The organism is Velazquezella soli, from assembly GCF_977018685.1.
In genome coordinates this window covers 2,179,968-2,201,700 of the sequence record NZ_CDRNXF010000004.1, presented here as the reverse complement: position 1 = coordinate 2,201,700, position 21,733 = coordinate 2,179,968, and the positions used below count along the sequence as shown (strand labels likewise).

Genomic DNA, 21,733 nt, shown 5'->3' with positions numbered 1-21,733 from the left:
GGCTGCAATCGCGCGTTTAAATGGTTCTCAACCGATTGAATCGCGGCGTGGATCGCTTCCCACCCGCAACGGGACGACATCTGGGCCATGCTGCGCCATCCATGATCCATGCAAGCACTTGAAATACGTTCATTATTCAGCGTACGAAGTGTGAAAGGATATGTCGGGAGGCATGTCCTGCACGTTTAGGTGGCGGCGCTCAACGGCGTCGGCTGGAGGAGAGGACCAGGGATCGACATGACACCAGAAATTCGCCCGCTTATTGCCGGAAACTGGAAGATGAACGGCACACGGGACAGCCTTCCCGAGATCAAGGCAATCGCGCAGGGCGTGATGGGACCTCTCTCGGACAAGGTCGAAACCCTGATCTGTCCACCGGCCACGCTTCTCTATGTGGCGACGGCACTTTCGACGGACAGCCCGCTGATGATCGGCGCCCAGGATTGCCATCAGAAGGATTGCGGTGCGCATACCGGCGAAATTTCCGCCGACATGATCGCCGACTGCTTCGGCACGCATGTGATCGTCGGCCATTCCGAAAGGCGCGTCGATCATCGTGAAACTGATCGGATCGTTCGCGCCAAGGCCGAGGCTGCCCATACGGCCGGATTGATCGCGATCGTCTGCGTCGGTGAAACGGCGGACGAACGCGACACCGGCCAGACACTCGATATCCTGAAGCGTCAGCTCGCTGGCTCCCTGCCTGACCATGCCACAGCCGCAAACACGGTCATTGCCTACGAGCCTGTATGGGCGATCGGATCCGGCGTGACGCCGACCGCAAGCGATGTGGAAGCCGCGCATGCTTTCATGCGCGCAGAACTTGTGAAGCGGTTCGGCGACGACGGCAAGGGGATGCGTCTCCTCTACGGCGGCTCGGTCAAGCCAGGCAATGCGGCGGAGCTGATGGCGATCGAAAATGTCGATGGCGCATTGATCGGTGGCGCCAGCTTGAAAGCCGACGATTTTCTCGCCATCTACGGCGTCTATGAGGCCTTGACCGCCTGAGCCATTCAATAGGGGCTTGGAAAGCGGGCGGGCCTCATGTAAAGAGCCGCCAAACTTCTTCTATTGCCTCGCCAACGGGGCAGGGATCTTATTCATGCAGACTGTTCTGATCGTCATTCATCTCATGATCGTGCTGGCGCTTGTCGGCGTCGTGCTGATCCAGCGCTCCGAAGGCGGAGGGCTTGGCATCGGCGGCGGTTCCGGCTTCATGTCGGCGCGCGGCACGGCAAACGCCCTGACCCGCACGACGGCGATCCTGGCGACGCTGTTTTTCGTCACGTCATTGGCGCTCGGTATTCTGGCACGCTACGAATCGCGTCCAACGGATATTCTCGACCGCATTCCGCAGAGCCAGCAGGGTTCAGGCAATGGTATCTTGAACCAGCTCGGCCCGGCACCGACCGCTCCGCCGGCAAGCAACGGCGTCCCATCGGATGGCGCGAGTTCAGCGCCTGCTCCGACAGCACCGGCAACGGGAGCACCGGCTCCGGCGACACCGGCCCCGGCAACGCCCGCTCCGACGAACAGCGTTCCAACCGGCCAGTAAGGCACGGTTGAAGGCAACAAACTCCGGCGGGCCAAAAGCCTGCCGGTTTTCGTTTGTGGAGATTCCACAGACTTTTTTCGGAAAAAGAAAATTCCGCTGGCGGAATCAGAAATCAGAAGGTATTCGGTGGCTCCCATGGCGCGATATGTATTCATCACAGGCGGCGTGGTTTCTTCCCTCGGAAAAGGAATTGCGGCCGCGGCCCTCGGAGCACTGCTCCAGGCGAGGGGTTACCGGGTTCGGCTGAGGAAGCTCGATCCTTATCTCAACGTTGATCCGGGAACTATGAGCCCGACGCAGCACGGCGAGGTCTTCGTGACCGACGACGGCGCTGAGACCGATCTGGATCTCGGTCACTACGAGCGGTTCACCAGCCGTTCGGCGACCAAGACCGACAACATCACCACCGGCCGCATCTACAAGAACATCATCGACAAGGAACGCCGCGGCGACTACCTCGGCGCGACCGTTCAGGTCATTCCGCATGTCACCAACGAGATCAAGGATTTCGTTACCGAGGGCAATGAGGACTACGATTTCGTTCTCTGCGAAGTTGGCGGTACGGTCGGCGACATCGAAGCGATGCCGTTCATGGAGGCGATCCGCCAGGTCAAGAACGACTTGCCCCGCGGAACAACGATCTATCTGCATCTGACACTGATGCCGTTCATTGCGGCAGCCGGCGAGTTGAAGACCAAGCCGACCCAGCATTCCGTCAAGGAACTGCAGGCGCTGGGTATCGCGCCGGACATCCTGCTGGTGCGCGCAGACCGGGAAATCCCGGAGGCCGAGCGCCGCAAGCTTTCGCTGTTCTGCAACGTTCGCCCATCCGCGGTCATCCAGGCGCTCGACGTCGCCAATATCTACGACGTCCCGATGGCCTACCACAAGGAAGGCCTCGATTCGGAAGTGCTGGCTGCGTTCGGCATCGAACCGGCTCCCAAGCCCCGTCTGGACGCCTGGGAAGAGGTTTGCAACCGCATCCACACGCCGGAAGGCGAAGTGACGATCGCGATCGTCGGCAAGTACACAGGCCTCAAGGACGCGTACAAGTCGTTGATCGAGGCCCTGCATCACGGCGGCATCGCCAATCACGTCAAGGTCAATCTCGAGTGGATCGAATCGGAAGTCTTCGAAAAGGAAGACCCGGCTCCGTGGCTTGAAAAGGTTCACGGCATTCTGGTCCCCGGCGGTTTCGGCGAGCGCGGTTCCGAAGGCAAGATCCTCGCAGCCCAGTTTGCCCGCGAACGCAAGGTTCCGTATTTCGGCATCTGCTTCGGCATGCAGATGGCGGTGGTAGAAGCCGCCCGTCATCTCGCCGGCATCGAAGACGCATCCTCGACGGAGTTTGGTCCTGCAAAGGAACCGGTCGTCGGTTTGATGACGGAATGGCTGAAGGGCAACGAGCTCGAGAAGCGGTCTACCGCCGGCAACCTCGGCGGCACGATGCGTCTCGGCGCCTATCAGGCAGCTCTGAAGAAGGGCACCAAGATCGCCGAGATCTACGGATCGACGGATATCTCCGAGCGCCATCGTCACCGTTACGAAGTGAACGTCCAATACAAGGAACGCCTGGAAAACTGCGGCCTCGTTTTTTCGGGAATGTCGCCGGACGGCCTTCTGCCGGAAACGGTCGAATACCCTGACCATCCGTGGTTCATCGGCGTTCAGTACCATCCGGAACTGAAGAGCCGACCGCTCGATCCGCACCCGCTGTTTGCGAGTTTCGTCGAGGCAGCGCTCGAACAGAGCCGTCTCGTCTAAGACAAGAAAAACCCGGCTTCGGCCGGGTTTTTCTTTGCCCGCTTTTCTACTTGAGCGCCTTGTATGCGGCGAGCGCCCGGTCGCGGGCAAAGCCGTGATCGACGATGGGCTTTGGATAGGTCTTCCCCAGCTCGATCCCTGCCTTCTCCAGCACGGCCGCAGGCGCCTCGAACGGCTTGTGGATGTATTTGCGGTCGAGCTTTGCCAGTTCGGGCACATGCTCGCGAACGTAATCGCCGTCTGGATCGAATTTCTCGCCCTGCAGGATAGGGTTGAAGATCCGGAAGAACGGTGAGGCATCGGCGCCGCTGCCGGCCACCCACTGCCAGTTGGCGGAATTGTTGGCAGGATCCGCATCGACAAGCGTATCGCGGAACCACTGCTCGCCCTTGCGCCAGTCGATCATCAGATCCTTGATCATGAACGACGCCGTGATCATCCGCACCCGGTTGTGCATGTAGCCGTATCTCCACAACTGCCGCATCCCGGCATCGACGATCGGATAACCCGTCATCCCCTTTGTCCAGTCCGTGAATTGCTTGGCATCGTATTGCCATTCGAATGCGTCGAACTTGTCGTCCCAGTTCTCGCGATCGAGGCCGGGAAATTCGATCAGCAGACCGTAGCAGAAATCACGCCAGGCAAGCTCGCGGCGGAAGTGCGACACGTCTTCCGATGTCTTCGCCGGAAGACCTCTCGTCTCGTACCAGATACGGGCAGGGGAAATCTCACCATGGGTGAGGTGGGCAGACAGCGAAGACGTGGCGTCGATCGCCGGAAAGTCCCGACCGCGCTTGTAGTCGTGCAGGTCCCTGTCGATGATGTCCTTTAACTTCTCCCGCGCGCCCTGTTCGCCCGGTGTCCACATTTCGGAAAAACCCGAAGCCCAGTCCGGCTTTGCCGGCAGCAGGTCCCAGCCGTCCAGGCTTTCCGAACGGGGAAATTGCTTCGGGGCAGGGATGGACTTTGGGGTATCCATCGGCTCGTGCGGTTCGCCGAGCTTCTGCATCGCGTTCCAGAACGGTGTAAAAACCTTGAATGCCTTGCCCGCCCCCGTGCGGATCCGGTCCGGCTCGTGGAGAAGCTGGCCATGAAAGGCGCTGATGGCGATGCCCTTGTCTTTGAGGGCGACCGCGATTTCACGGTCGTAGTCCGTGCGTTCATAGGCGCGGTTGACGAAGACGGAGCGGGCGCCGGTCTTGTGGGCGATGTCGGACAGAACATCCTCGGCCTTTCCCCTAACGAGGATGAGGTCACTGCCGAGCGCTTTCAGCGCGCCCTTGAGTGCCGTCAGCGAATGATGCAGCCACCATTCCTGCGCGCCACCGAGAGGCCCGATGTTCAGTTCGTCGGGTTCGCGAATATAGACGGGGATGACCGCGCCGCCGGCATCGATCGCGGCATTCAGCGCCGCATTGTCATCGAGACGGAGATCCTTGCGAAACCACAGGATGGTCGGAATGTCTTTGTCAGTTGAATGATCGGCAGGCACGCGCTTCTCCGTTCGAGGCATCGCAAAGGACGCCTGGAAAGCGCCTTAGGAACGAATGAGCAATATAGGGCAGGGTGCACCGGCAGCCAGCTCCGGAGCGTGCGGCGGACGCACGATAAGGCCGTCGGATCGCGAAAATATCTTCATCATCGACGAATCCTGCTTTCCGAAAGCCTTGGCAACAAGATTTCCCGCCGCGTCACGCGTCACGCTCGCGCGAACATAGTCCTGCCGCTGGTCGTTCGCCTTCATATGCTCCGCTGTGACACCCATGACCTCGCGGTTCCTCTCGCTGAGACGCGCGAGCTTTCGCAGCAGAGGCTCGAGGAACAGGAGACTGGTCACAAGGCTTGCGACCGGGTTGCCGGGCAGGCCCAGCACATGCATGCCGTCGAGCGAACCGACCATCAGCGGTTTGCCGGGACGCATCGCGATCCGCCAGAAATCGAGTTCCATACCGGCGCCCTTCAGCGTCGACTGGACGAGGTCGTGATCGCCGACAGAAGCTCCACCGAGCGTGACCAGCACGTCGGCCTTTTCGAGCTGCGCCCGTGCGACAGCTGCAGCGATATCCGCCTGGTTGTCCTTGACGATGCCAAGGTCGAGAACCTCACCGCCGTTGGACCGCACCAGTGCGGCGACGCCGAACGTATTGGAGGCAATGATCTGCGCGGTCGCCGGCACACCGCCAGGAACTACAAGCTCGTCACCGGTCGCAAGGATCGCGACCCTTGGTCGCCGATAGATCCCAAGCGTCGGATGGTTCATCGCGGCGGCGACGGTTAGATGCGCGAAGTCGAGCACCGTGCCGCGCTTGAGGACGATCTCGCCCTCCGCGAAATCCTGGCCGCGGGGCCGCACATGCCGTCCTTCGACGACGGCAAATGCAGTGCGGATCCGGTCGTCCGCTATTCGCTCGGCGTCTTCCTGGATGAGGACAGAATCAGCGCCCTGCGGCAAAGGTGCACCGGTAAAGATACGCACGGTTTCGCCCGGACCGACGGCACCCTGGAAGGCATGCCCTGCGGAAGCGGTTCCGATGACTGACAGTTCCGTGCCGACCGTGGACGCATCCGCTGCCCGCACTGCGTAGCCGTCCATGGCGGACGCGTCGAACGGTGGCTGCGTCAGCCTCGCGGCCAGATCGGCAGCCAGCACGCGACCGTCGGCCTCGCCAAGCGGAACATTCACGATATCGTCGATCGGACGCGCTGCAGAGAGCAGCCGGCTCCTGGCATCCGCCACGGGGAGTAGTGCTTTCATCAGCCCTCCAGGCGGTATGTTCCGGACTTGCCGCCGGTCTTCTCGAGAAGCTGGATGCCGCCGATCTGCATGCCCTTGTCTGCGGCTTTCGCCATATCGTAGATCGTCAGGCAGGCAACGGACACCGCCGTCAGCGCTTCCATCTCGACGCCGGTCTTGCCGGTCAGCTTGGCGGTCGCCGTGACACGCAGACCGGGCAGGGCGGCGTCTTCGGTAATCTCGACCGAGACCTTGGTCAGCATCAGCGGATGGCAAAGAGGAATGAGATCGCTGGTCTTCTTCGCCGCCATGATCCCGGCGAGCCGCGCTGTTCCAATGACGTCACCCTTCTTGGCATTGCCATCCAGAATCAGCGCCAGCGTCTCGGGAAGCATCCTGACATGACCCTCGGCCGTCGCCGAACGTACGGTTTCAGTCTTGTCGCCGACATCGACCATATGCGCTTCGCCGGCCGCATCGATATGAGTGAGTGTTGCCATTATTCGGCCGCCTGTGCGGAGAGCTCGCCGGACAGCAGCAGCCGCGTCGCCGCAGCAACGTCGTCCTGACGCATCAGGCTTTCACCGACGAGGAAGGTCTCGATATCAGCCTTCTGAAGCCGCTGGCAGTCGGCGTAGGTGAAGATGCCGCTTTCGCCGACGAGGAGTCGATCGGCTGGCACCATCGGTGCAAGTGTCTCACTGATGGCGAGATCGAGCTCGAACGTGCGCAGATTGCGGTTGTTGATCCCCACCAGCGGTGCCTCGAGCTTCAGCGCCCGCTCCATTTCAGGGGCGTCGTGCACTTCGATCAGCGCATCCATGCCAAGCTCGCCGGCGACCTCGTAGATCGCAAGCGCGTCGTCATCCGACAGCGCCGCCATGATGATCAGGATGCAGTCGGCTCCCCAGGCGCGCGCTTCGTGCACCTGGTAGGTCTCGAACATGAAATCCTTGCGCAGAACGGGCAGGGCGCAGGCAGCCTTTGCTGCGACCATGAATTCCGGCGCACCTTGAAAGCTCGGCGTATCTGTTAGAACAGACAGGCAGGCTGCACCGCCGGCCTCATAGGCTGCGGCGAGCGACGGCGGATCGAAATCTGGACGGATCAACCCTTTCGAAGGGCTCGCCTTCTTGATTTCGGCAATGAGACCAAAAATGCCGGCATCCTTCTTGGCCTGCAACGCACGCAGAAAACCGCGCGGAGCAGGCTGGTCGGCGGAACGAGCCTTTAGCTCAGTGAGCGGTACACTCGCCTTGGCCGCTGCGATTTCCTCGCGCTTATAGGCTTCGATCTTCTTGAGAATATCCGCCATTCGCTCAATCCTTCTCGTTCGATACGGCCACAAGCCGGTCAAGCGCTGCAGCGGCATTGCCGCTTTCGAGCGCGTTCGTGGCGATCGTCATGCCATCCTTCAGCGTTTCGGCCTTTCCGGCGACGACAAGCGCTGCCGCCGCGTTGCAGAGTGAAATGTCACGGTATGCATTCTTCGCCCCGCCGAGAACCGCACGCAACGCCTTCGCATTGTGGATGCCGTCACCACCCTTGAGGTCGGCAAGCGTTGCCTGCGGCACGCCAAAATCGGCTGGGGTCAGTTCAAAGGAGCGGATACTGCCGCCCTCCAGAGCGCAGACCTGCGTCACGCCTGTCGTGGTGATCTCGTCCAGACCCTGGCCATGTACGACCCAGACAGTCTCGGAGCCGAGACCGCGCAGCACCTCTGCGATCGGCTGCAGCCATTTCGGATCGAAAACGCCGAGCAACTGACGCTTGGCGCCTGCAGGGTTCGAGAGAGGACCCAGAATGTTGAAGATCGTCCGCGTGCCCAGTTCGACGCGGCTAGGCCCCACATGGCGCATCGCGGCGTGGTGCATCGAGGCGAACATGAAACCGATCCCGGCCTCGCGGATACAACGGGCAATGCGGTCCGGACCGATTTCCAGGTTGACGCCGAGAGCCGACAGAGCGTCCGCCGTCCCCGATTTGGAACTCAACGCCCGGTTGCCATGCTTGGCGACGGGAACGCCCGTACCAGCCACGATGATCGATGCCAGTGTCGAGATGTTGTAGGTGCCGGCACCATCGCCACCGGTACCGACGATATCAACGGCATCGGCTGGTGCGTCGACCCGCAGCATTTTCTCGCGCATGGTCGTTACGGCGCCGGAAATTTCCGCCACCGTTTCTCCTCGTACGCGCAGCGCAATCAGAAACCCGCCGATCTGCGAGGGCGTCGCCTCGCCGGACATCAGAATGTCGAACGCCTGACGCGCCTCATCCAGCGTGAGGCTCTCCCCGGCAGCAACTTTGGCAATGAAGGGTTTCAGCTCAGGCATTCTTTGGCTCTCAAGTCGCTTAGTATTGCGCGGGCGCAGCCGACTGATTGACGGCGGCCTGGTTGATCGAAACACCGTAGGTGTTCTTGAGGCTGTTGACCATCTGATCGAGCATGTCATCGCCGGCAGAATCGGCCATGCGCTGCAGCTGCTCGTCGCCGGCAAGCGCATCGCTCGTGGCCTGATCGACCGCCGTCACCTTCAGAAGAAGGCGGCTCTCGCCGTCGGATCCGAGCGCTGTTCCAGTCACGCCGACCGGACCGGCAAAGGCTGCCGCAATCGCCTCGTTGCCGAAGATGGCGTCCTCGCCGTTGCGGCGCAGGCCGGACTTCGTTTCGATGGCGACGCCGAGATCCTCAGCGATCACTGCCAGCGTCTCGCCCTTGTCGAGGCGACCCTTGAGGTCGGCCGTGCGTGCCGAGAGCGCCTGACGCTGCTGATCAGCCGTCCAGTCGGCAACGGCCCGGTCGCGGACTTCGCTAAGCGGACGTTCCCGTTCCGGCGTGACATTGCGGACCTCGAACCAGACGAAGCCGTCCGTGCCAACCGTCAGCGGCAGCGTATCGGCGCCGGGATCGGTGCGGAAGACGTCGGTCAAAAGCGTGGTGCCACTCGGGAGATCCGCAATGCGCTTGTCCTGCGGATCAAGACCGGATGCATTGGCCGTGACCGTGACGAGCTTGAGGTTCAGATCCTTTGCCGCGTCTTCAAGCGTCGTCCCGTTGCTGCGCAACTCCTCGAAGCGGTCATGTGCCGTGTTGAGTTCCTGCGAGGCAGCCGCGACCGCCATCTGCTGGCGCAACTCGCCCTTCACCTCGTCGAAGGCGCGGGTGGTTTCCGGGCGAACGTTGGAGACCCGTAAAATGACGGGACCGAATGTACCTTGAACGGCTGGCGTGATGCCGCCATTCGCGCCAAGCTTGAAGGCCGCTTCTGCAATTGCCTCGTCCGGAACAGCGTCGCGGGTAAAGTCGCCGAGGCGAACGTCGGCTGCGGTTTTGCCCTGGTCCGCCATGACCTGGTCGAACGTCGTCGTTCCGGCGCGCAACTGCGTCGCCGCAGCTTCTGCCATTTCCATGTTGGGGAAGGGCAGCTGCTCGATGGTGCGGGTCTCGCTCGTCTTGAAGCTGGCGATCCGCTTGTCGTATTCGGCCCGCGCCTGCTCGTCGGTGATCGAAGACGCATCCGCGATGTCGGATGGCTGCAGCTTCACATAGGCAAACGTGCGGTATTCCGGGGCACGATAGCGGCTCTTCGCACCTTCGAACCATTGCGCCAGAATATCATCCGTCGGTGCTTTTACGGGATCGATATTGGCGTTCGACAAAAGCAGATATTCGACCGTGCGGCTTTCGTCCCGATACTGCTTCAATGCATCGATCAGAACCTGCGGCGGTTTGAACCCGTCGGACACCGATTCGACGATCTGGCTGCGGACGGCAACCTTGCTGCGCTCCTTGATGTAATCGTCCTCGCGAAGGCCGGCATTGCGCAGGCGGGATGTGAACAAGGCACGGTCGAACTGACCGTTGACGCCCTGGAATGCAGGGTCTTCGCTGATCAGGATACCGAGCTTGTCTTCTGAAAGACCGAGATTCATGTCGTCGGAAAGCTGATCGAGTGCAGCGCCTGCGGCGAGCTGTGCGAACACCTCGTTCTCGACGCCGAATGCACGTGCCTGTTCCGCGGTCAGCGGTGCGCCGAACTGACGACCGATATTGGCGACCTGCCGCTGATAGGCCAGCCTGAACTCTTCAGACGAGATCTGCTGATCGCCCACCGTCAGGACGGTATTGCTGTTCGATCCGATCAGGGAGTGCGAAATGCCCCAGATGCCGAAGGATGCGGCAAGAACCAGGAGCAGGAGTTTTGCGACCCAGGAGCGGGCTGCGTTTCTGAGCGAATTGAGCATCGGCGATATTACCTATCAGTCGTAGTGCCGCCTTTCCGGCGGTTTGAGCGAATGTCTCTAGAACAATCTGCAACGGAAATGAAGGCGTTGACGCGCAAAAGCGCGCAGGCACCACCATTGTCCGCCCCACTGACCATTTCGTGAAGGTAATGGCAGGGATTATATGACGACGACAGTCACGACAGCCGGGCCCGGTGGGCACTCTATCCCCGCTATTGATCGAAACGACCCGTTTCGCCGAACGCTGCTCAGCATCTCCACGGGCGAGCCGTCTCAGGCCCGGCGTCGCGTCCGCTCATTCGCCGCCAGTGTACGTTTTAGCGCGTTAGTGGTAGGTTTCGGTGGAGACGTCGTCGTCCATGATGCGAAATGCTTCGTAAAGCGCTTCGACGAGCACGTCGGTAAGGCTGTCGCCATCGCCGTCCTGCAGGAAAAGGCCAATGGCCTGTTCGGATGGCTGGCTCGTGTGTTCGGTTTCTTTAGACATTCATTGTCCCCTAACTGTCGCGATTGATTCCGACAAGGGCAGGCTAGATAATCGCGCTTGCGTGGAACTGGAGTTCTTCTGGCGCGAAGAGACGCGGCGCCGACAATCGTAAAGGTGAGCAATCACTGTTTGAGGACCATTGGCATTCATCCGAATCTTGCTCGTGTTTGTCAGCGAATAATGAAGTTGGGACGGCGAAGTTCCCTCGATTCCGAGCCGATGGGTAGCGGCTCGGTTTACATGAATCGTCCAGTTTGTATTTTGGCTTGTGAAACGACAGGACTAATTTAGAAGCCTGTTTGGCTCTGAACCGCGGTGGAATGCGGGCGGAGATGAGGGAGAAAAAGCATTTTGGATCGATCGGAAATCAACCTGGAATCCTGCGCGCAGGAGCCGATCCATATACCGGGTGCGATCCAGCCGCATGGTGCGCTGATCGTTCTGCGGCCGGCTGATCTCACTGTCCTGCAGGCAAGCCGCAATGCCGGCGCGTTTTTTGGTGCCGATCTGCGCCTCGGCGGTCCGGCGCCGGCGATCCTTGATTCACTGAATGACGACATTAGAAATTGGCATGAGTCGAGCGAAGCCGTTTTCCAGACAGATATCTCCGATGCAACACTGACGGCGCATCGATCTGGTGGACTTGTCATCCTGGAAGTCGAACGTTCGGGAACGCAGACACTCGGCAGCCTGTTTGCGCGCTTGCGCGGTTTTGCGCAGGTTCTGTCGACGCAGGCGGATGTGGCGGGTTCGCTTGCGGCGGCCGCTCGCTTTGTTCACGACCTGACAGGGTTCGATCGCGTCCTCGTCTACAAGTTCGACGACGACTGGAACGGACACGTTGTCGCGGAAGCAGGCAATGGCAGGTTGCCATCGTATCTCGACCTGCGTTTCCCGGCGGGCGACATACCGGCACAGGCGCGTGCGCTCTACGCCGCCAATCGCTTGCGGGTCATTCCCGACGCATCCTATGAACCTGTGCCGATAGACGCTGGTCGCGAATCCGGGACCGCAGGCAGTCCGCTTGATCTGAGCTTCTCGCAGCTGCGCAGCGTTTCGCCGGTGCATCTCGAATACATGCACAACATGGGCACGGCCGCATCCATGTCCATGTCTATCATAATCGACGGACGCCTTTGGGGGCTTGTCGCTTGCCATAGCGCCCAGCCTCACATGGTTCCGGTCAGGGTGCGCGATGCCTGCGACTTTATCGTCCAGTCGCTCGCCATGCGGATCGCAGCGCAAGTTCACTCCCAGGACGCCACCCGCCGCGTCGAGCTGGCGCGCATCTCCGGTGATCTTCTGCGGGCAATGACATCTGCCTCATCCTGGAGCGAGGGATTGGAGACCTTGCCGAAGGATCTGGTCGCGCAGGTCGGTGCCTCGGGAGCCGCCATTATTGCACAGGGAGAGTGCCACAAGGTGGGGATCACCCCGACGGACGACGAAGTTCGCTCCATCGTCGGCTGGCTTTCCGGCAGAGCGGACGACGACATCTTCGCCACCACATCGCTTGCTGCGGACTTTCCATCGGCTGAAGCGTTTGCCGGCGAGGCAAGCGGCATCATCGCCATTCGTTTGTCCGAGCTTTACGAAAACTGGCTGATCTGGTTCCGGCCCGAGGTGATCCGCACGGTCCAGTGGGCTGGAGACCCGCATAAGATTGTCCAGGAAAAAGGACGTATCCATCCGCGGAAATCCTTTCAGTCCTGGAGCGAAAATGTCCGGCTCCATTCTCAGGCCTGGAGCGAAGCAGAACTTTCTGCTGCACGCGATCTTCGCAACGCGATCGTCGGGATCGTCTTGCGAAAGGCTGAAGAGCTGGGTGAACTCACCAGCGAACTGCAGCGCTCCAACAAGGAGCTTGAAGCTTTCTCCTATTCGGTGTCGCACGATCTGAGGGCGCCGTTCCGGCACATCGTCGGCTTCGCTCAGTTGCTGACAGACCGGGAAAACAGTCTCGACGAAAAATCGCGCCACTACCTTCGGACCATCTCCGATTCGGCGCTGGCAGCGGGCAGGCTCGTGGATGGCCTGCTCAATTTTTCGCAGCTGGGGCGTGCCTCGATCACCCATAAGCATGTCGACATGAACAAGCTTGTCGCCGAGGTTGTGAAGGGCGTGATTCTGAACCAGGACGACCGAGCCATCTCGTGGTCGATCGAGCCGTTGCCGACCGCCTGGGGCGATGCCACGCTGTTGCGGCAGGTCTGGTTCAACATTATCGAAAACGCGGTAAAGTACAGCAGGCACCGCAACCCCGCAGAAATCCGCGTCCGGGGCTCCGTCAAAGGCGATGTGACCACCTACAGCGTCAGCGACAACGGCGTCGGGTTCGACATGGCTTATGTCGGCAAACTGTTCGGGGTCTTCCAGCGGCTCCAGCGCGCCGAAGACTTCGAGGGGACCGGTATCGGCCTTGCTCTTGTGCGCAGGATCGTCGAACGCCATAACGGAAGCATTACCGCCCATGGGGAAGTGGACAAGGGCGCAACCTTTGTCTTTGCCCTGCCAGGCCATGAGAAGAAAGGCCGCGCCCATGCCTGAACTACGCCCGATACTGCTCGTCGAAGACAGCCCACGCGACCTGGAACTCACGCTCGCGGCGTTGGAAAAGTGCCAGCTTGCCAACGAGATTGTCGTTGCTCGCGATGGCGCCGAGGCGATCGATTATCTCTTCGGAACCGGGATTCATGAAGGTCGCCCGTCCGGCGATCCGACCGTCGTGCTGCTTGATCTGAAACTGCCCAAGATCGATGGTCTCGAAGTCCTCGAGCGTGTCAAGAAAGACGAGAGACTGCACCACATTCCGATCGTCATGCTGACGTCGTCGAGGGAAGAGCAGGATCTGGTGCGAAGCTACGACCTCGGCGTCAACGCCTTCGTCGTGAAGCCTGTCGAGTTCAAGCAGTTCTTCAAGGCCATTCAGGATCTCGGGGTATTTTGGGCTCTCTTGAATGAACCACCTCCTGGATACCGCGCCAAAGACGGAGGCTAACAGAGTGCAGCACAATCCACGCCTACTCATGCTGGAGGACAGCCCGCTCGATGCCGAATTGATCCGCGAGCAGCTTGAACTGTTGACGAAAAAGCCGGAGATCCGTCTCGTCAGCAACCGCGGTGAATTTGTGAAAGCGCTGGAAGCGCGCGATTTCGACCTCATCCTTTCGGATTTTTCGCTGCCCGATTTCGACGGTATGGCGGCGCTGGACATGGCAAGCCGCGAGGTGCCGGAGATACCATTCATCTTTGTCTCCGGTATCCTCGGGGAGGAGGCCGCAATCGAATCGTTTCGGCGTGGCGCGACGGACTACGTTCTGAAGCAACGGTTGATACGCTTGCCCGCTGCCGTCGAGCGGGCACTGGCGGAGGCTCACGAGAAAGCCGAGCACCGGCGTGCGCAGAACCAGAAGGAACTGCTCGTCCGCGAACTCAGCCATCGGGTGAAAAATACCATGGCCATGGTCATGTCGCTCGTACGCCGGACGGCAAAGAGCAGTCACACGGTCGACGACTACGCGTCGAACCTGCTTGGCAGGCTTCGGGCGATGGCTGACGCACATGCGCTCCTGTTCGAAACGAACTGGAGCAAGGCGGAGCTTGCCGACGTCGTACGTCGAACCCTGGCACCGTATATGGAGGGCCGCGGCAACCGGTTCGTGATCGATCCCGGTCCGACCGTTCATCTCGACCCGAAGTCCGCACTGGCGCTCAGCCTGGTCTTCAACGAACTGACGACCAATGCGGTGAAATACGGCGGACTGTCACAGGATGGCGGTCATATCGCGATCAGCTGGGTGCGCGACGTCGTGAAGGAGGGAAAGGCAACCATGACCCTCACCTGGCAGGAGATTGGCGGCCCGACCGTCACACCACCCGAGCAACAGGGTTTTGGTACGACGCTGGTGGAGCGGAGCATCCAGTATGAACTCCGAGGGAACGTCGAAATAGACTATGCCGCGACAGGCCTCGTCTGCCGGATCACGTTCCCGATACCGTCATTCGACTGAAGTTCGGAACTCCGGCGCAGCTGCCCCTTTAGGCGCCGCGTCGAAACTGTGTCAGAACGAACTTTGATGAGAGCCGTAGCGCCTAGTTCCGGATCTTCGACGAAGGCGCGTCACGTGGTTCCTGAGTGGCCCCGAATGTCTCTTCCATCAGCGAGGAAAGCTTGTGGGCCGTCCAGGGCTTGGGAAGCAGCGGCAATCCCTTCAGCCTCGTCTTGACTTCCGGCAGCTCGGCGTAACCGGTGCAGACGATGATGGGGACAGAACGTGCCTGCAGTTCCTCGATCACCGGAAAGGACAACTCGCCGTGCAGGTTGAGATCGACCACCGCGCCGGCAAGCTCGTTGCGAGGGATGGCATCGAGCGCATCGACCAGACGTCCAAACGGTCCGACGACTTCGTGTCCACGGTCGAGGAGGTAATCCTCCATGTCCATGGCAAGAAGGAGGTCATCCTCCAACAGGAGAATTTTCGCGGATTCGGTATAGGCTGTGCTATCGGACATCATTTCACGCATGGTTAAAACAGGAAGTTGCGAAATGGCGAGCGGTACGCTTTTTTCAAGGGCAAAAAGCCCGCAGGCATTACAGACATGACGTGTATGGAACGCTGCCACTCTTTTCGATGCGATCGGCTGATGGCGGAAGAGGTGGGATTCGAACCCACGGTACGGTCTCCCGCACGCCGGTTTTCAAGACCGGTTCCTTAAACCACTCGGACACTCTTCCTCGCTGTCAGGCTTTATAATCGCAGAACTGCCGTCGTCAACTGGAGATGCGCTTCGATTGCTGCACTGGTACCCTAGTCTTTGCGGGGGAAGGCGGCAATCAAAGTATTAATAGAATATTACTTTAAGTATCCGTTAACCATACTGGATACAATTTTAATTACTCAACAGTTTTCGTTCGCATTTTAGCCACGAAAAAAGCAAATCTAGGCATCCATCAAAGACGGGGCCGAACGGGTCTCGCTTGGTTCATTGATCGGAACGACGAATCGATCTTCGAGGCTCAAGCGCTCGTTGTGGCAAGAAATTATGGGGCGGACAGGTTTTGCGTTTGAGTGGCGGTATTGTTTCGCTAAGTGCGAAGTGGCTTGGCATGACGGTGGTTTTCGCGGCGATGGCATCCTGTGCCACGACAAAGCCGACGCCTGAACCTGCGCAGAAGCAGGTGCGCAGCAAGGAATACTTCTCCGAGAAGGAGTATGGCGTCAAAGCCAGTCCGCGCGTCGTCAAGGACGGACAGCCGGTGCCGAAGGGCGGCGGTCGCTTTATGGTCGGCCAGCCTTACCAGGTGAGGGGCAAGACCTACGTTCCCAAGGAAGATCCGCAGTATAACAAGAGTGGTCTCGCATCCTGGTATGGTTCGGCCTTCCACGGCCGTTATACCGCCAATGGCGAGGTCTATGATTCGGCCAGCCTCACGGCAGCCCATCCGACGTTTCCGCTGCCGAGCTATGCCCGCGTCACCAATGTCGAAAACGGCTCGTCGGTCATCGTGCGCGTCAACGACCGCGGCCCGTATCACGCCGGCCGCATCCTCGACGTGTCCAGCAAGACGGCCGAGCTTCTCGATATGAAGCGTTCGGGGACTGCCAAGGTCAATGTCCAGTATGTCGGCCGCGCTCGTATGGATGGTGAGGATACACCATTCCTGATGGCGTCCTACATCCGCAAGGGCGATCGACTGCCGTCCTTCAATCCGGGTGGCGGTCAGAGTTCAAGCGGCGTGATGGTCGCGTCGAACCAGCCATTGCGTGACCAGATGCAGAGCTTCGGTTCGTCCGTACCGACGCCTGCCGCCTATCCGAGCCGTGCGCAGAGCAACGCATCCTCGAAGAGGGGCTTCCAACAGGCCGAGCAGTATGCGGCGTCGCCGCGCCCGGTCGAGCGTTCGACGGCTGAGACTGTTCGTGCCCAAGCACCGCAGCGACAGGTCGCGGCAGTTGCGCCAAAGCCGGCACCAGTTCAGGCTTCGACCCAGAAGGCGATCGCAGCCCCGGCTCAGCAGCAGGTTGCAAGCCAGCAGCGTTACGTTCAGCCAGTCGCTCCGGCGCGGGCAGAACAGCAGATCCGCCCGGTCGCAAACCGGGCAAAGCAGGCCTGGACCTCCGAAACTGCCTATGTCGAGCCGCCTAAGGGTCACAAGCAGCAGGTCATGTTCGGCAACGTCCTGCTGCAGGACTAAGCGGCCCGGCACGGCCCGACCCTGAGGCGCCGCGTCTGACGTCCCGATCGGCAGCGCGTTTTTCGCGCTGTCTTCCACAAAGCATCCTATCTCCGAAAATTGATTCCGGTTCGCGGATCGATGCTGTAGGCATAGGTCGAAACGTTTCTGGGGGCATGATGCGACGCTTTCTGTTTTCGGCCTGCCTGTGCGTCACGGCAGCCTTTTCCGCGACACAGACCGTGTCTGCGCAGGACGCCGCACCAGCCTTCGCGACCAAGGCCAGACAGGTCTATATGGTCGAGGAAAAGACCGGCACGGTTCTGCTTTCGGCAAACGAAAACCAGTCTCTTCCGGCAGCCTCACTCGCCAAGCTGATGACCATGGAAGTGGTGTTCAGCGCGCTCCAGCGCGGCGAGATCACACCCGAGACAAGCTATCCCGTAACCGAGTTCGCCTGGCGCACCGGTGGCGCGCCATCGGGCACCACGACGATGTTTGCGGCGCTGAAATCGCAGATGAAGGTCGACGACCTGATCCGGGGCGTGATCATCCAGAATGCCAACGACGCCTGCATCATTCTGGCAGAAGGACTGTCTCGCTCGGAGGCCGAATTCGCGACGCGCATGAACGCGCGCGCCAAGGATCTGGGGCTTACGCGCTCTGCATTCGGCAATTCCACGGGCCTTCCGTCTGCCGAAAGCCGGACCACCACCCGCGACATGGTGGAACTCGCGCGGCACCTTCAAAGGACATATCCGCAATACTACCCGCTCTATGCCCAGCCGGACTTCACCTGGAACAAGATCTTTCAGCGCAACAAGAACCCGCTGCTCGCGCTCAATCTCGGCATAGACGGGCTTGGAGCCGGCTATGCGGAAGGAGCAGGTTTCTCGTTCGTCGCTTCCGCACAGCGCGAAGGAACGCGGCTTTTCCTTGCCATGGGGGGACTTGCCAGTGACAAGGAACGGGTAGAAGAGGCGCGCCGGGCGATGGAGTGGGGGCTCTCCTCGTTTCAAACAAAGGTGATCTTCGCGCAAGGCGAAGTGATCGGCCAGGCAAGCGTCTATGGCGGCACCAGCCGCCACGTCGATCTCGTCGCGCAGGAGCCGGTCGATCTCTACCTTCCGACCAACAGCCCCGATCGCCTTTCGGGTCGGATCGTCTACCGCTGGCCGCTCCGTGCACCCGTCACGAAAGGGCAGGAAATCGGCGTTCTGCAGATCTCATCCGGAGACCGTCTGGTCCGGGAAGTGCCACTGATGACGGCGGATGCCATCGAAGGTGGTACACTCTTCAACAAGGCGACCGATGCGGCTCTGGAACTGATGTTCTTCTGGCTTTGACATGTTCCGTGACGCGTGGATATCGGCTATGAACCGTCCGACAGGCGCAATACGGAACTAGGTGTGACACAACAATCCGGGCTATTCGTGACATTCGAAGGCGGGGAAGGGGCGGGGAAATCCACCCAGATCCGCAGGCTTGCCGATCTCCTGCGCAGGCGGGGATACGACGTTCTGATGACGCGGGAGCCGGGCGGTTCGCCGGGCGCCGAAGCGGTCCGCCACGTCCTGCTTTCGGGTGCAGCGCAGGAGTTCGGGACTAGGCTCGAAGCGATCCTGTTTGCGGCGGCCCGCAACGACCACGTCGAGGAGGTCATCCGGCCGGCGCTCGCAAGCGGCGCAATCGTTCTCTGCGACCGCTTCATCGATTCCTCCCGCGTCTACCAGGGCGCCACCGGCAATCTGGAGTCCGATCTCATCGAGGCATTGCAGCGTGTCGCGATCGACGGCGTCAAACCGGATTGTACCGTGATCCTCGATCTGCCCGCCGAAATCGGCCTTGGCCGTGCCCGCAAACGCGCGCCGGACGAAGCCCCCGACCGTTTCGAGCGGGAAGAGATCGAGACCCACGAAACGCGCCGCCAGGCTTATCTCGCGATTGCCACCGCCGATCACGGCCGCTGTCACGTTATCGATGCCGACCGCGATGAGGACGTGATTGCCAAGGAGATTGCAGCGCTGATCGAGCCCATGGCTTTAAGCCTCGGCGCTGATCAGGCCGGCGTCACGGGTTCATCGGAATGAGCGACCAGGATCCGCATATTCTGGACGGCGCCATTTCGCCCGCCAGAAATCCGCACCTGTTCGGCCATCGTGCCGCGGAGGATTTTCTCAGTGCCAGCTACAAGACCGGGAAGGGCCATCACGCCATCCTGGTCGAAGGTCCGGAAGGGATCGGCAAGGCGACACTCGCATTTCGTTTTGCCAATCATGTTCTCTCCCATCCGGAGCCCGAAAACGCGCCTGATCACATCGCCGATCCGGATCCAGACAGCGCCGTCAGCCGCCAGATCGCCTCGGGCGCCTCGCACAATCTTCTGCATCTGTCTCGCCCGGTGGACGAGAAGACGGGAAAGATGAAGACTGCCATCACCGTCGATGAAGTTCGGAAAGCCGGTCACTTCTTTTCCCAGACATCCGGAACCGGCAACTGGCGCATCGTCATCATCGATGCGGCAGACGACCTCAACCGCAACGCAGCCAACGCGATCCTGAAGATCCTCGAAGAACCGCCGCGGCGTGCGCTTTTCCTTGTACTGTCGCATGCCCCCGGACGGCTCTTGCCGACCATCCGGTCCAGATGCCAGCCGCTCAGGCTGTCACCGCTCAGTGATGCCGATCTTGCAAGCGCGCTCGCAGCCCTCGGCAGCCCACTCGATGGCGGCAAGACCGAGGAAATGGTGCTGACGCAATCCAAGGGAAGCGTCGCGCAGGCACTGAAACTTTTGAACTACGGCGGCGCCGATATCATCTCGGCATTCGACGATGCCGTCTCGGCGGATGGACCGGCCGCACGCAAGGCCATGCACCGCTTGGCCGACGTTCTCTCCGGCAAGGACAGCGACGTCATCTTCGGCTTCTTTCTGGAGCATCTGTCGGACCATCTCGTCAAACGGGCGAGGGAGGCCGCATTGTCAGGCGATCTCGCGACGGCGGACCGCAGGGCGAAGCTGGTTTCCGATATGACCGAGAAGTTGAAGATCGCCCAGGCCTATAACCTCGATCGAAAGCAGACGCTGATGTCCATTCTCGAGACCGCCAGGCTCGCCTGATCGCCGATCCGGACCATGGCGGGAAGTTTGGGTTTCGCTTGTCTGCAACATGCGCTAAGAGCGGCGTGACTTAACATCTGTCCGAGTACAGCCCATGCCGAACAAGACACCTTTCTATATCACCACAGCGATCTCCTATCCGAACGGCAAGCCGCATATCGGCCATGCCTACGAACTGATCGCGACGGATGCGATGGCGCGCTTCCAGCGCCTCGATGGCAAGGATGTCTTCTTCCTGACGGGCACGGACGAGCACGGCCAGAAGATGCAGCAGACGGCCCGCAACGAAGGCATTTCGCCGGAAGAGCTGGCCGAGCGCAATACCGAACAGTTCCGCGAGATGGGCAAGCTGCTCAATGCCTCGAACGATGATTTCATCCGCACGACAGAACCGCGCCACCATCAGGCGAGCAAGGACATCTGGAACCGGATGTCGGCTGCCGGCGATATCTACAAGGACACCTATGCCGGCTGGTATTCGGTGCGCGACGAGGCCTACTACGCCGAGGACGAAACGCAGCTGCGTGACGGCACCCGTTATGGTCCGCAGGGCACGCCGGTCGAGTGGGTCGAAGAGTCGAGCTACTTCTTCAAGCTGTCCGAATACGGCGACAAGCTGCTGAAGCATTACGAGGATCATCCGGACTTCATCGGCCCGGCCGAGCGCCGCAACGAAGTGATCTCCTTCGTGAAATCCGGCCTGCGCGATCTCTCCGTATCCCGCACCACGTTCGACTGGGGCATCAAGGTTCCCGATGATCCGGCGCACGTCATGTATGTCTGGGTCGACGCGCTCACGAACTACCTGACAGCGACCGGCTACCTTCACGACCCAAATGGGCCGCGCGCCAAATACTGGCCGGCGGATGCGCATATCATCGGCAAGGACATTATCCGCTTCCACGCCGTCTACTGGCCAGCCTTCCTGATGTCGGCAGGCCTGCCGCTGCCCAAGCGCGTCTATGCCCACGGCTTCGTTCTGGCGAAGGGCGGCGAGAAGATGTCGAAGTCGCTCGGCAACGTGCTCGATCCGTTCGAACTGATCGGCCATTTCGGCCTCGACGCGATCCGCTATTACCTGCTGCGGGAGATCTCCTTCGGCCAGGACGGCACCTGCAGCGAGGATGCGATCGGCACGCGTATCAATGCCGATCTCGCAAACGGCATCGGCAATCTTGCCAGCCGCTCGCTGTCGATGATCGTCAAGAACTGCGATGCCAAGATCCCCGCACCCGGCGAACTCACCGACGCAGACCGGCAAATGCTGGCATCCGTCGATGCGCTCCTGCCGATCTGCCGCGACGACATGGAAAAGCAGCTGGTTAACCGTGCACTAGCGGCAATCATAGCCGTCGTGTCCGAAACCGACCGCTATTTCGCAGCCCAGGCGCCGTGGGTTCTGAAGAAAACTGATCCCGCCCGGATGGAGACGGTCCTTTACGTGGCCGCCGAAGTGGTTCGCCAGATCGCCATCCTGCTGCAGCCGTTCATGCCGGACTCGTCGTCAAAGCTTCTCGATCTGGTGGCTGCACCTGCCGGATCGCGTGATTTCGCAGCACTCGGCAAAGTTGGCCGCCTGACACCCGGCACGGTGCTGGAAGCGCCAAGCCCGGTCTTTCCGCGCTACGTTGCACCGCAGCCGGCGGCATAGG

General features: G+C 60.6%; 19 protein-coding genes and 1 tRNA gene. 11 read left to right on the top strand and 9 right to left on the bottom strand.

Annotated elements, in window-relative coordinates; all coding sequences use genetic code 11:
* Positions 1-237 precede the first annotated feature (237 nt).
* The 3 genes from tpiA (at position 238) to AC0JZ8_RS14075 (ending at position 3,319) form a co-directional block, all read left to right on the top strand.
* Positions 238-1,008 carry a triose-phosphate isomerase gene (gene tpiA, locus AC0JZ8_RS14085; RefSeq protein ID WP_471892765.1) on the top strand — a complete coding sequence of 257 codons (771 nt, stop codon included), beginning with the start codon at positions 238-240 and terminating at the stop codon, positions 1,006-1,008.
* A gap of 94 nt (positions 1,009-1,102) precedes the next feature.
* Positions 1,103-1,555 carry a preprotein translocase subunit SecG gene (secG, locus tag AC0JZ8_RS14080; RefSeq protein WP_062456931.1) on the top strand — a complete coding sequence of 151 codons (453 nt, stop codon included), beginning with the start codon at positions 1,103-1,105 and terminating at the stop codon, positions 1,553-1,555.
* Between the two features lie 135 nt (positions 1,556-1,690).
* Positions 1,691-3,319 (top strand): CTP synthase, encoded by a 1,629-nt coding sequence (locus AC0JZ8_RS14075; protein ID WP_092662342.1) that lies wholly within the window; start codon positions 1,691-1,693, stop codon positions 3,317-3,319.
* A 46-nt stretch (positions 3,320-3,365) separates the two neighbouring features.
* Here the strand turns inward: AC0JZ8_RS14075 and AC0JZ8_RS14070 are convergent, their stop codons facing one another.
* The 7 genes from AC0JZ8_RS14070 to AC0JZ8_RS14040 form a co-directional block, all read right to left on the bottom strand.
* Positions 3,366-4,832 carry a cryptochrome/photolyase family protein gene (locus tag AC0JZ8_RS14070; RefSeq protein ID WP_471892764.1) on the bottom strand — a complete coding sequence of 489 codons (1,467 nt, stop codon included), beginning with the start codon at positions 4,830-4,832 and terminating at the stop codon, positions 3,366-3,368.
* 24 nt (positions 4,833-4,856) lie between these two features.
* Positions 4,857-6,074 carry a molybdopterin molybdotransferase MoeA gene (locus AC0JZ8_RS14065; RefSeq protein ID WP_471892763.1) on the bottom strand — a complete coding sequence of 406 codons (1,218 nt, stop codon included), beginning with the start codon at positions 6,072-6,074 and terminating at the stop codon, positions 4,857-4,859.
* Positions 6,074-6,553 carry a cyclic pyranopterin monophosphate synthase MoaC gene (gene moaC, locus AC0JZ8_RS14060; RefSeq protein ID WP_062456920.1) on the bottom strand — a complete coding sequence of 160 codons (480 nt, stop codon included), beginning with the start codon at positions 6,551-6,553 and terminating at the stop codon, positions 6,074-6,076. Before moaC ends, AC0JZ8_RS14065 begins: the two co-directional genes overlap by 1 nt.
* Positions 6,553-7,368, bottom strand: a complete 816-nt coding sequence (gene trpC / locus AC0JZ8_RS14055) for an indole-3-glycerol phosphate synthase TrpC (protein WP_092662348.1) — start codon at positions 7,366-7,368, stop codon at positions 6,553-6,555. The genes moaC and trpC overlap by 1 nt, the downstream gene beginning before the upstream one ends.
* Before the next feature lie 4 nt (positions 7,369-7,372).
* Positions 7,373-8,389, bottom strand: coding sequence for an anthranilate phosphoribosyltransferase (gene trpD / locus AC0JZ8_RS14050; RefSeq protein WP_062456914.1), 1,017 nt, complete (start codon positions 8,387-8,389; stop codon positions 7,373-7,375).
* Positions 8,390-8,408: 19 nt separating this feature from the next.
* A complete protein-coding gene (locus tag AC0JZ8_RS14045) occupies positions 8,409-10,301 on the bottom strand; it encodes a peptidylprolyl isomerase (protein WP_062456911.1) in 1,893 nt (630 codons plus the stop codon).
* Between the two features lie 325 nt (positions 10,302-10,626).
* Complete coding sequence (locus AC0JZ8_RS14040; RefSeq protein ID WP_092662350.1) at positions 10,627-10,788, bottom strand: hypothetical protein; 162 nt, start codon at positions 10,786-10,788, stop codon at positions 10,627-10,629.
* 351 nt (positions 10,789-11,139) lie between these two features.
* Between AC0JZ8_RS14040 and AC0JZ8_RS14035 the strand changes: the two genes are divergently transcribed.
* From AC0JZ8_RS14035 to AC0JZ8_RS14025, 3 genes are read left to right on the top strand one after another with little or no spacing between them, the layout of a single operon-like run.
* The gene (locus tag AC0JZ8_RS14035; RefSeq protein WP_471892762.1) at positions 11,140-13,335 is read left to right on the top strand and encodes an ATP-binding protein; all 2,196 of its coding nucleotides are present in this window, start codon (positions 11,140-11,142) and stop codon (positions 13,333-13,335) included.
* A complete protein-coding gene (locus AC0JZ8_RS14030; protein WP_471892761.1) occupies positions 13,328-13,786 on the top strand; it encodes a response regulator in 459 nt (152 codons plus the stop codon). Before AC0JZ8_RS14035 ends, AC0JZ8_RS14030 begins: the two co-directional genes overlap by 8 nt.
* Before the next feature lie 4 nt (positions 13,787-13,790).
* Positions 13,791-14,798 (top strand): sensor histidine kinase, encoded by a 1,008-nt coding sequence (locus tag AC0JZ8_RS14025; protein WP_471892760.1) that lies wholly within the window; start codon positions 13,791-13,793, stop codon positions 14,796-14,798.
* 82 nt (positions 14,799-14,880) lie between these two features.
* Here the strand turns inward: AC0JZ8_RS14025 and AC0JZ8_RS14020 are convergent, their stop codons facing one another.
* Positions 14,881-15,300 (bottom strand): response regulator, encoded by a 420-nt coding sequence (locus tag AC0JZ8_RS14020; protein ID WP_082476293.1) that lies wholly within the window; start codon positions 15,298-15,300, stop codon positions 14,881-14,883.
* Between the two features lie 133 nt (positions 15,301-15,433).
* A tRNA-Ser gene (locus AC0JZ8_RS14015) sits at positions 15,434-15,523 on the bottom strand.
* 324 nt (positions 15,524-15,847) lie between these two features.
* Between AC0JZ8_RS14015 and AC0JZ8_RS14010 the strand changes: the two genes are divergently transcribed.
* From AC0JZ8_RS14010 to metG, 5 genes are all read left to right on the top strand, one after another.
* The gene (locus AC0JZ8_RS14010) at positions 15,848-16,984 is read left to right on the top strand and encodes a septal ring lytic transglycosylase RlpA family protein (RefSeq protein ID WP_471892759.1); all 1,137 of its coding nucleotides are present in this window, start codon (positions 15,848-15,850) and stop codon (positions 16,982-16,984) included.
* A gap of 155 nt (positions 16,985-17,139) precedes the next feature.
* The gene (locus AC0JZ8_RS14005; RefSeq protein ID WP_471892758.1) at positions 17,140-18,309 is read left to right on the top strand and encodes a D-alanyl-D-alanine carboxypeptidase family protein; all 1,170 of its coding nucleotides are present in this window, start codon (positions 17,140-17,142) and stop codon (positions 18,307-18,309) included.
* 63 nt (positions 18,310-18,372) lie between these two features.
* Positions 18,373-19,053 (top strand): dTMP kinase, encoded by a 681-nt coding sequence (tmk, locus tag AC0JZ8_RS14000; RefSeq protein WP_430243486.1) that lies wholly within the window; start codon positions 18,373-18,375, stop codon positions 19,051-19,053.
* Positions 19,050-20,081, top strand: coding sequence for a DNA polymerase III subunit delta' (locus AC0JZ8_RS13995; RefSeq protein WP_471892757.1), 1,032 nt, complete (start codon positions 19,050-19,052; stop codon positions 20,079-20,081). Before tmk ends, AC0JZ8_RS13995 begins: the two co-directional genes overlap by 4 nt.
* Positions 20,082-20,175: 94 nt before the next feature.
* The gene (gene metG, locus AC0JZ8_RS13990) at positions 20,176-21,732 is read left to right on the top strand and encodes a methionine--tRNA ligase (RefSeq protein ID WP_471892756.1); all 1,557 of its coding nucleotides are present in this window, start codon (positions 20,176-20,178) and stop codon (positions 21,730-21,732) included.
* The last annotated feature ends 1 nt before the right edge of the window (position 21,733 follow it).

What these genes read in the sequence shown, in the direction of transcription:
- tpiA (WP_471892765.1), top strand. Translation starts at nt 238, where the DNA reads ATGACACCAGAAATTCGCCCGCTTATTGCCGGAAACTGGAAGATGAAC.
- secG (WP_062456931.1), top strand. Translation starts at nt 1,103, where the DNA reads ATGCAGACTGTTCTGATCGTCATTCATCTCATGATCGTGCTGGCGCTT.
- AC0JZ8_RS14075 (WP_092662342.1), top strand. Translation starts at nt 1,691, where the DNA reads ATGGCGCGATATGTATTCATCACAGGCGGCGTGGTTTCTTCCCTCGGA.
- AC0JZ8_RS14070 (WP_471892764.1), bottom strand. Translation starts at nt 4,832, where the DNA reads ATGCCTCGAACGGAGAAGCGCGTGCCTGCCGATCATTCAACTGACAAA.
- AC0JZ8_RS14065 (WP_471892763.1), bottom strand. Translation starts at nt 6,074, where the DNA reads ATGAAAGCACTACTCCCCGTGGCGGATGCCAGGAGCCGGCTGCTCTCT.
- moaC (WP_062456920.1), bottom strand. Translation starts at nt 6,553, where the DNA reads ATGGCAACACTCACTCATATCGATGCGGCCGGCGAAGCGCATATGGTC.
- trpC (WP_092662348.1), bottom strand. Translation starts at nt 7,368, where the DNA reads ATGGCGGATATTCTCAAGAAGATCGAAGCCTATAAGCGCGAGGAAATC.
- trpD (WP_062456914.1), bottom strand. Translation starts at nt 8,389, where the DNA reads ATGCCTGAGCTGAAACCCTTCATTGCCAAAGTTGCTGCCGGGGAGAGC.
- AC0JZ8_RS14045 (WP_062456911.1), bottom strand. Translation starts at nt 10,301, where the DNA reads ATGCTCAATTCGCTCAGAAACGCAGCCCGCTCCTGGGTCGCAAAACTC.
- AC0JZ8_RS14040 (WP_092662350.1), bottom strand. Translation starts at nt 10,788, where the DNA reads ATGTCTAAAGAAACCGAACACACGAGCCAGCCATCCGAACAGGCCATT.
- AC0JZ8_RS14030 (WP_471892761.1), top strand. Translation starts at nt 13,328, where the DNA reads ATGCCTGAACTACGCCCGATACTGCTCGTCGAAGACAGCCCACGCGAC.
- AC0JZ8_RS14020 (WP_082476293.1), bottom strand. Translation starts at nt 15,300, where the DNA reads ATGTCCGATAGCACAGCCTATACCGAATCCGCGAAAATTCTCCTGTTG.
- AC0JZ8_RS14005 (WP_471892758.1), top strand. Translation starts at nt 17,140, where the DNA reads ATGATGCGACGCTTTCTGTTTTCGGCCTGCCTGTGCGTCACGGCAGCC.
- AC0JZ8_RS13995 (WP_471892757.1), top strand. Translation starts at nt 19,050, where the DNA reads ATGAGCGACCAGGATCCGCATATTCTGGACGGCGCCATTTCGCCCGCC.
- metG (WP_471892756.1), top strand. Translation starts at nt 20,176, where the DNA reads ATGCCGAACAAGACACCTTTCTATATCACCACAGCGATCTCCTATCCG.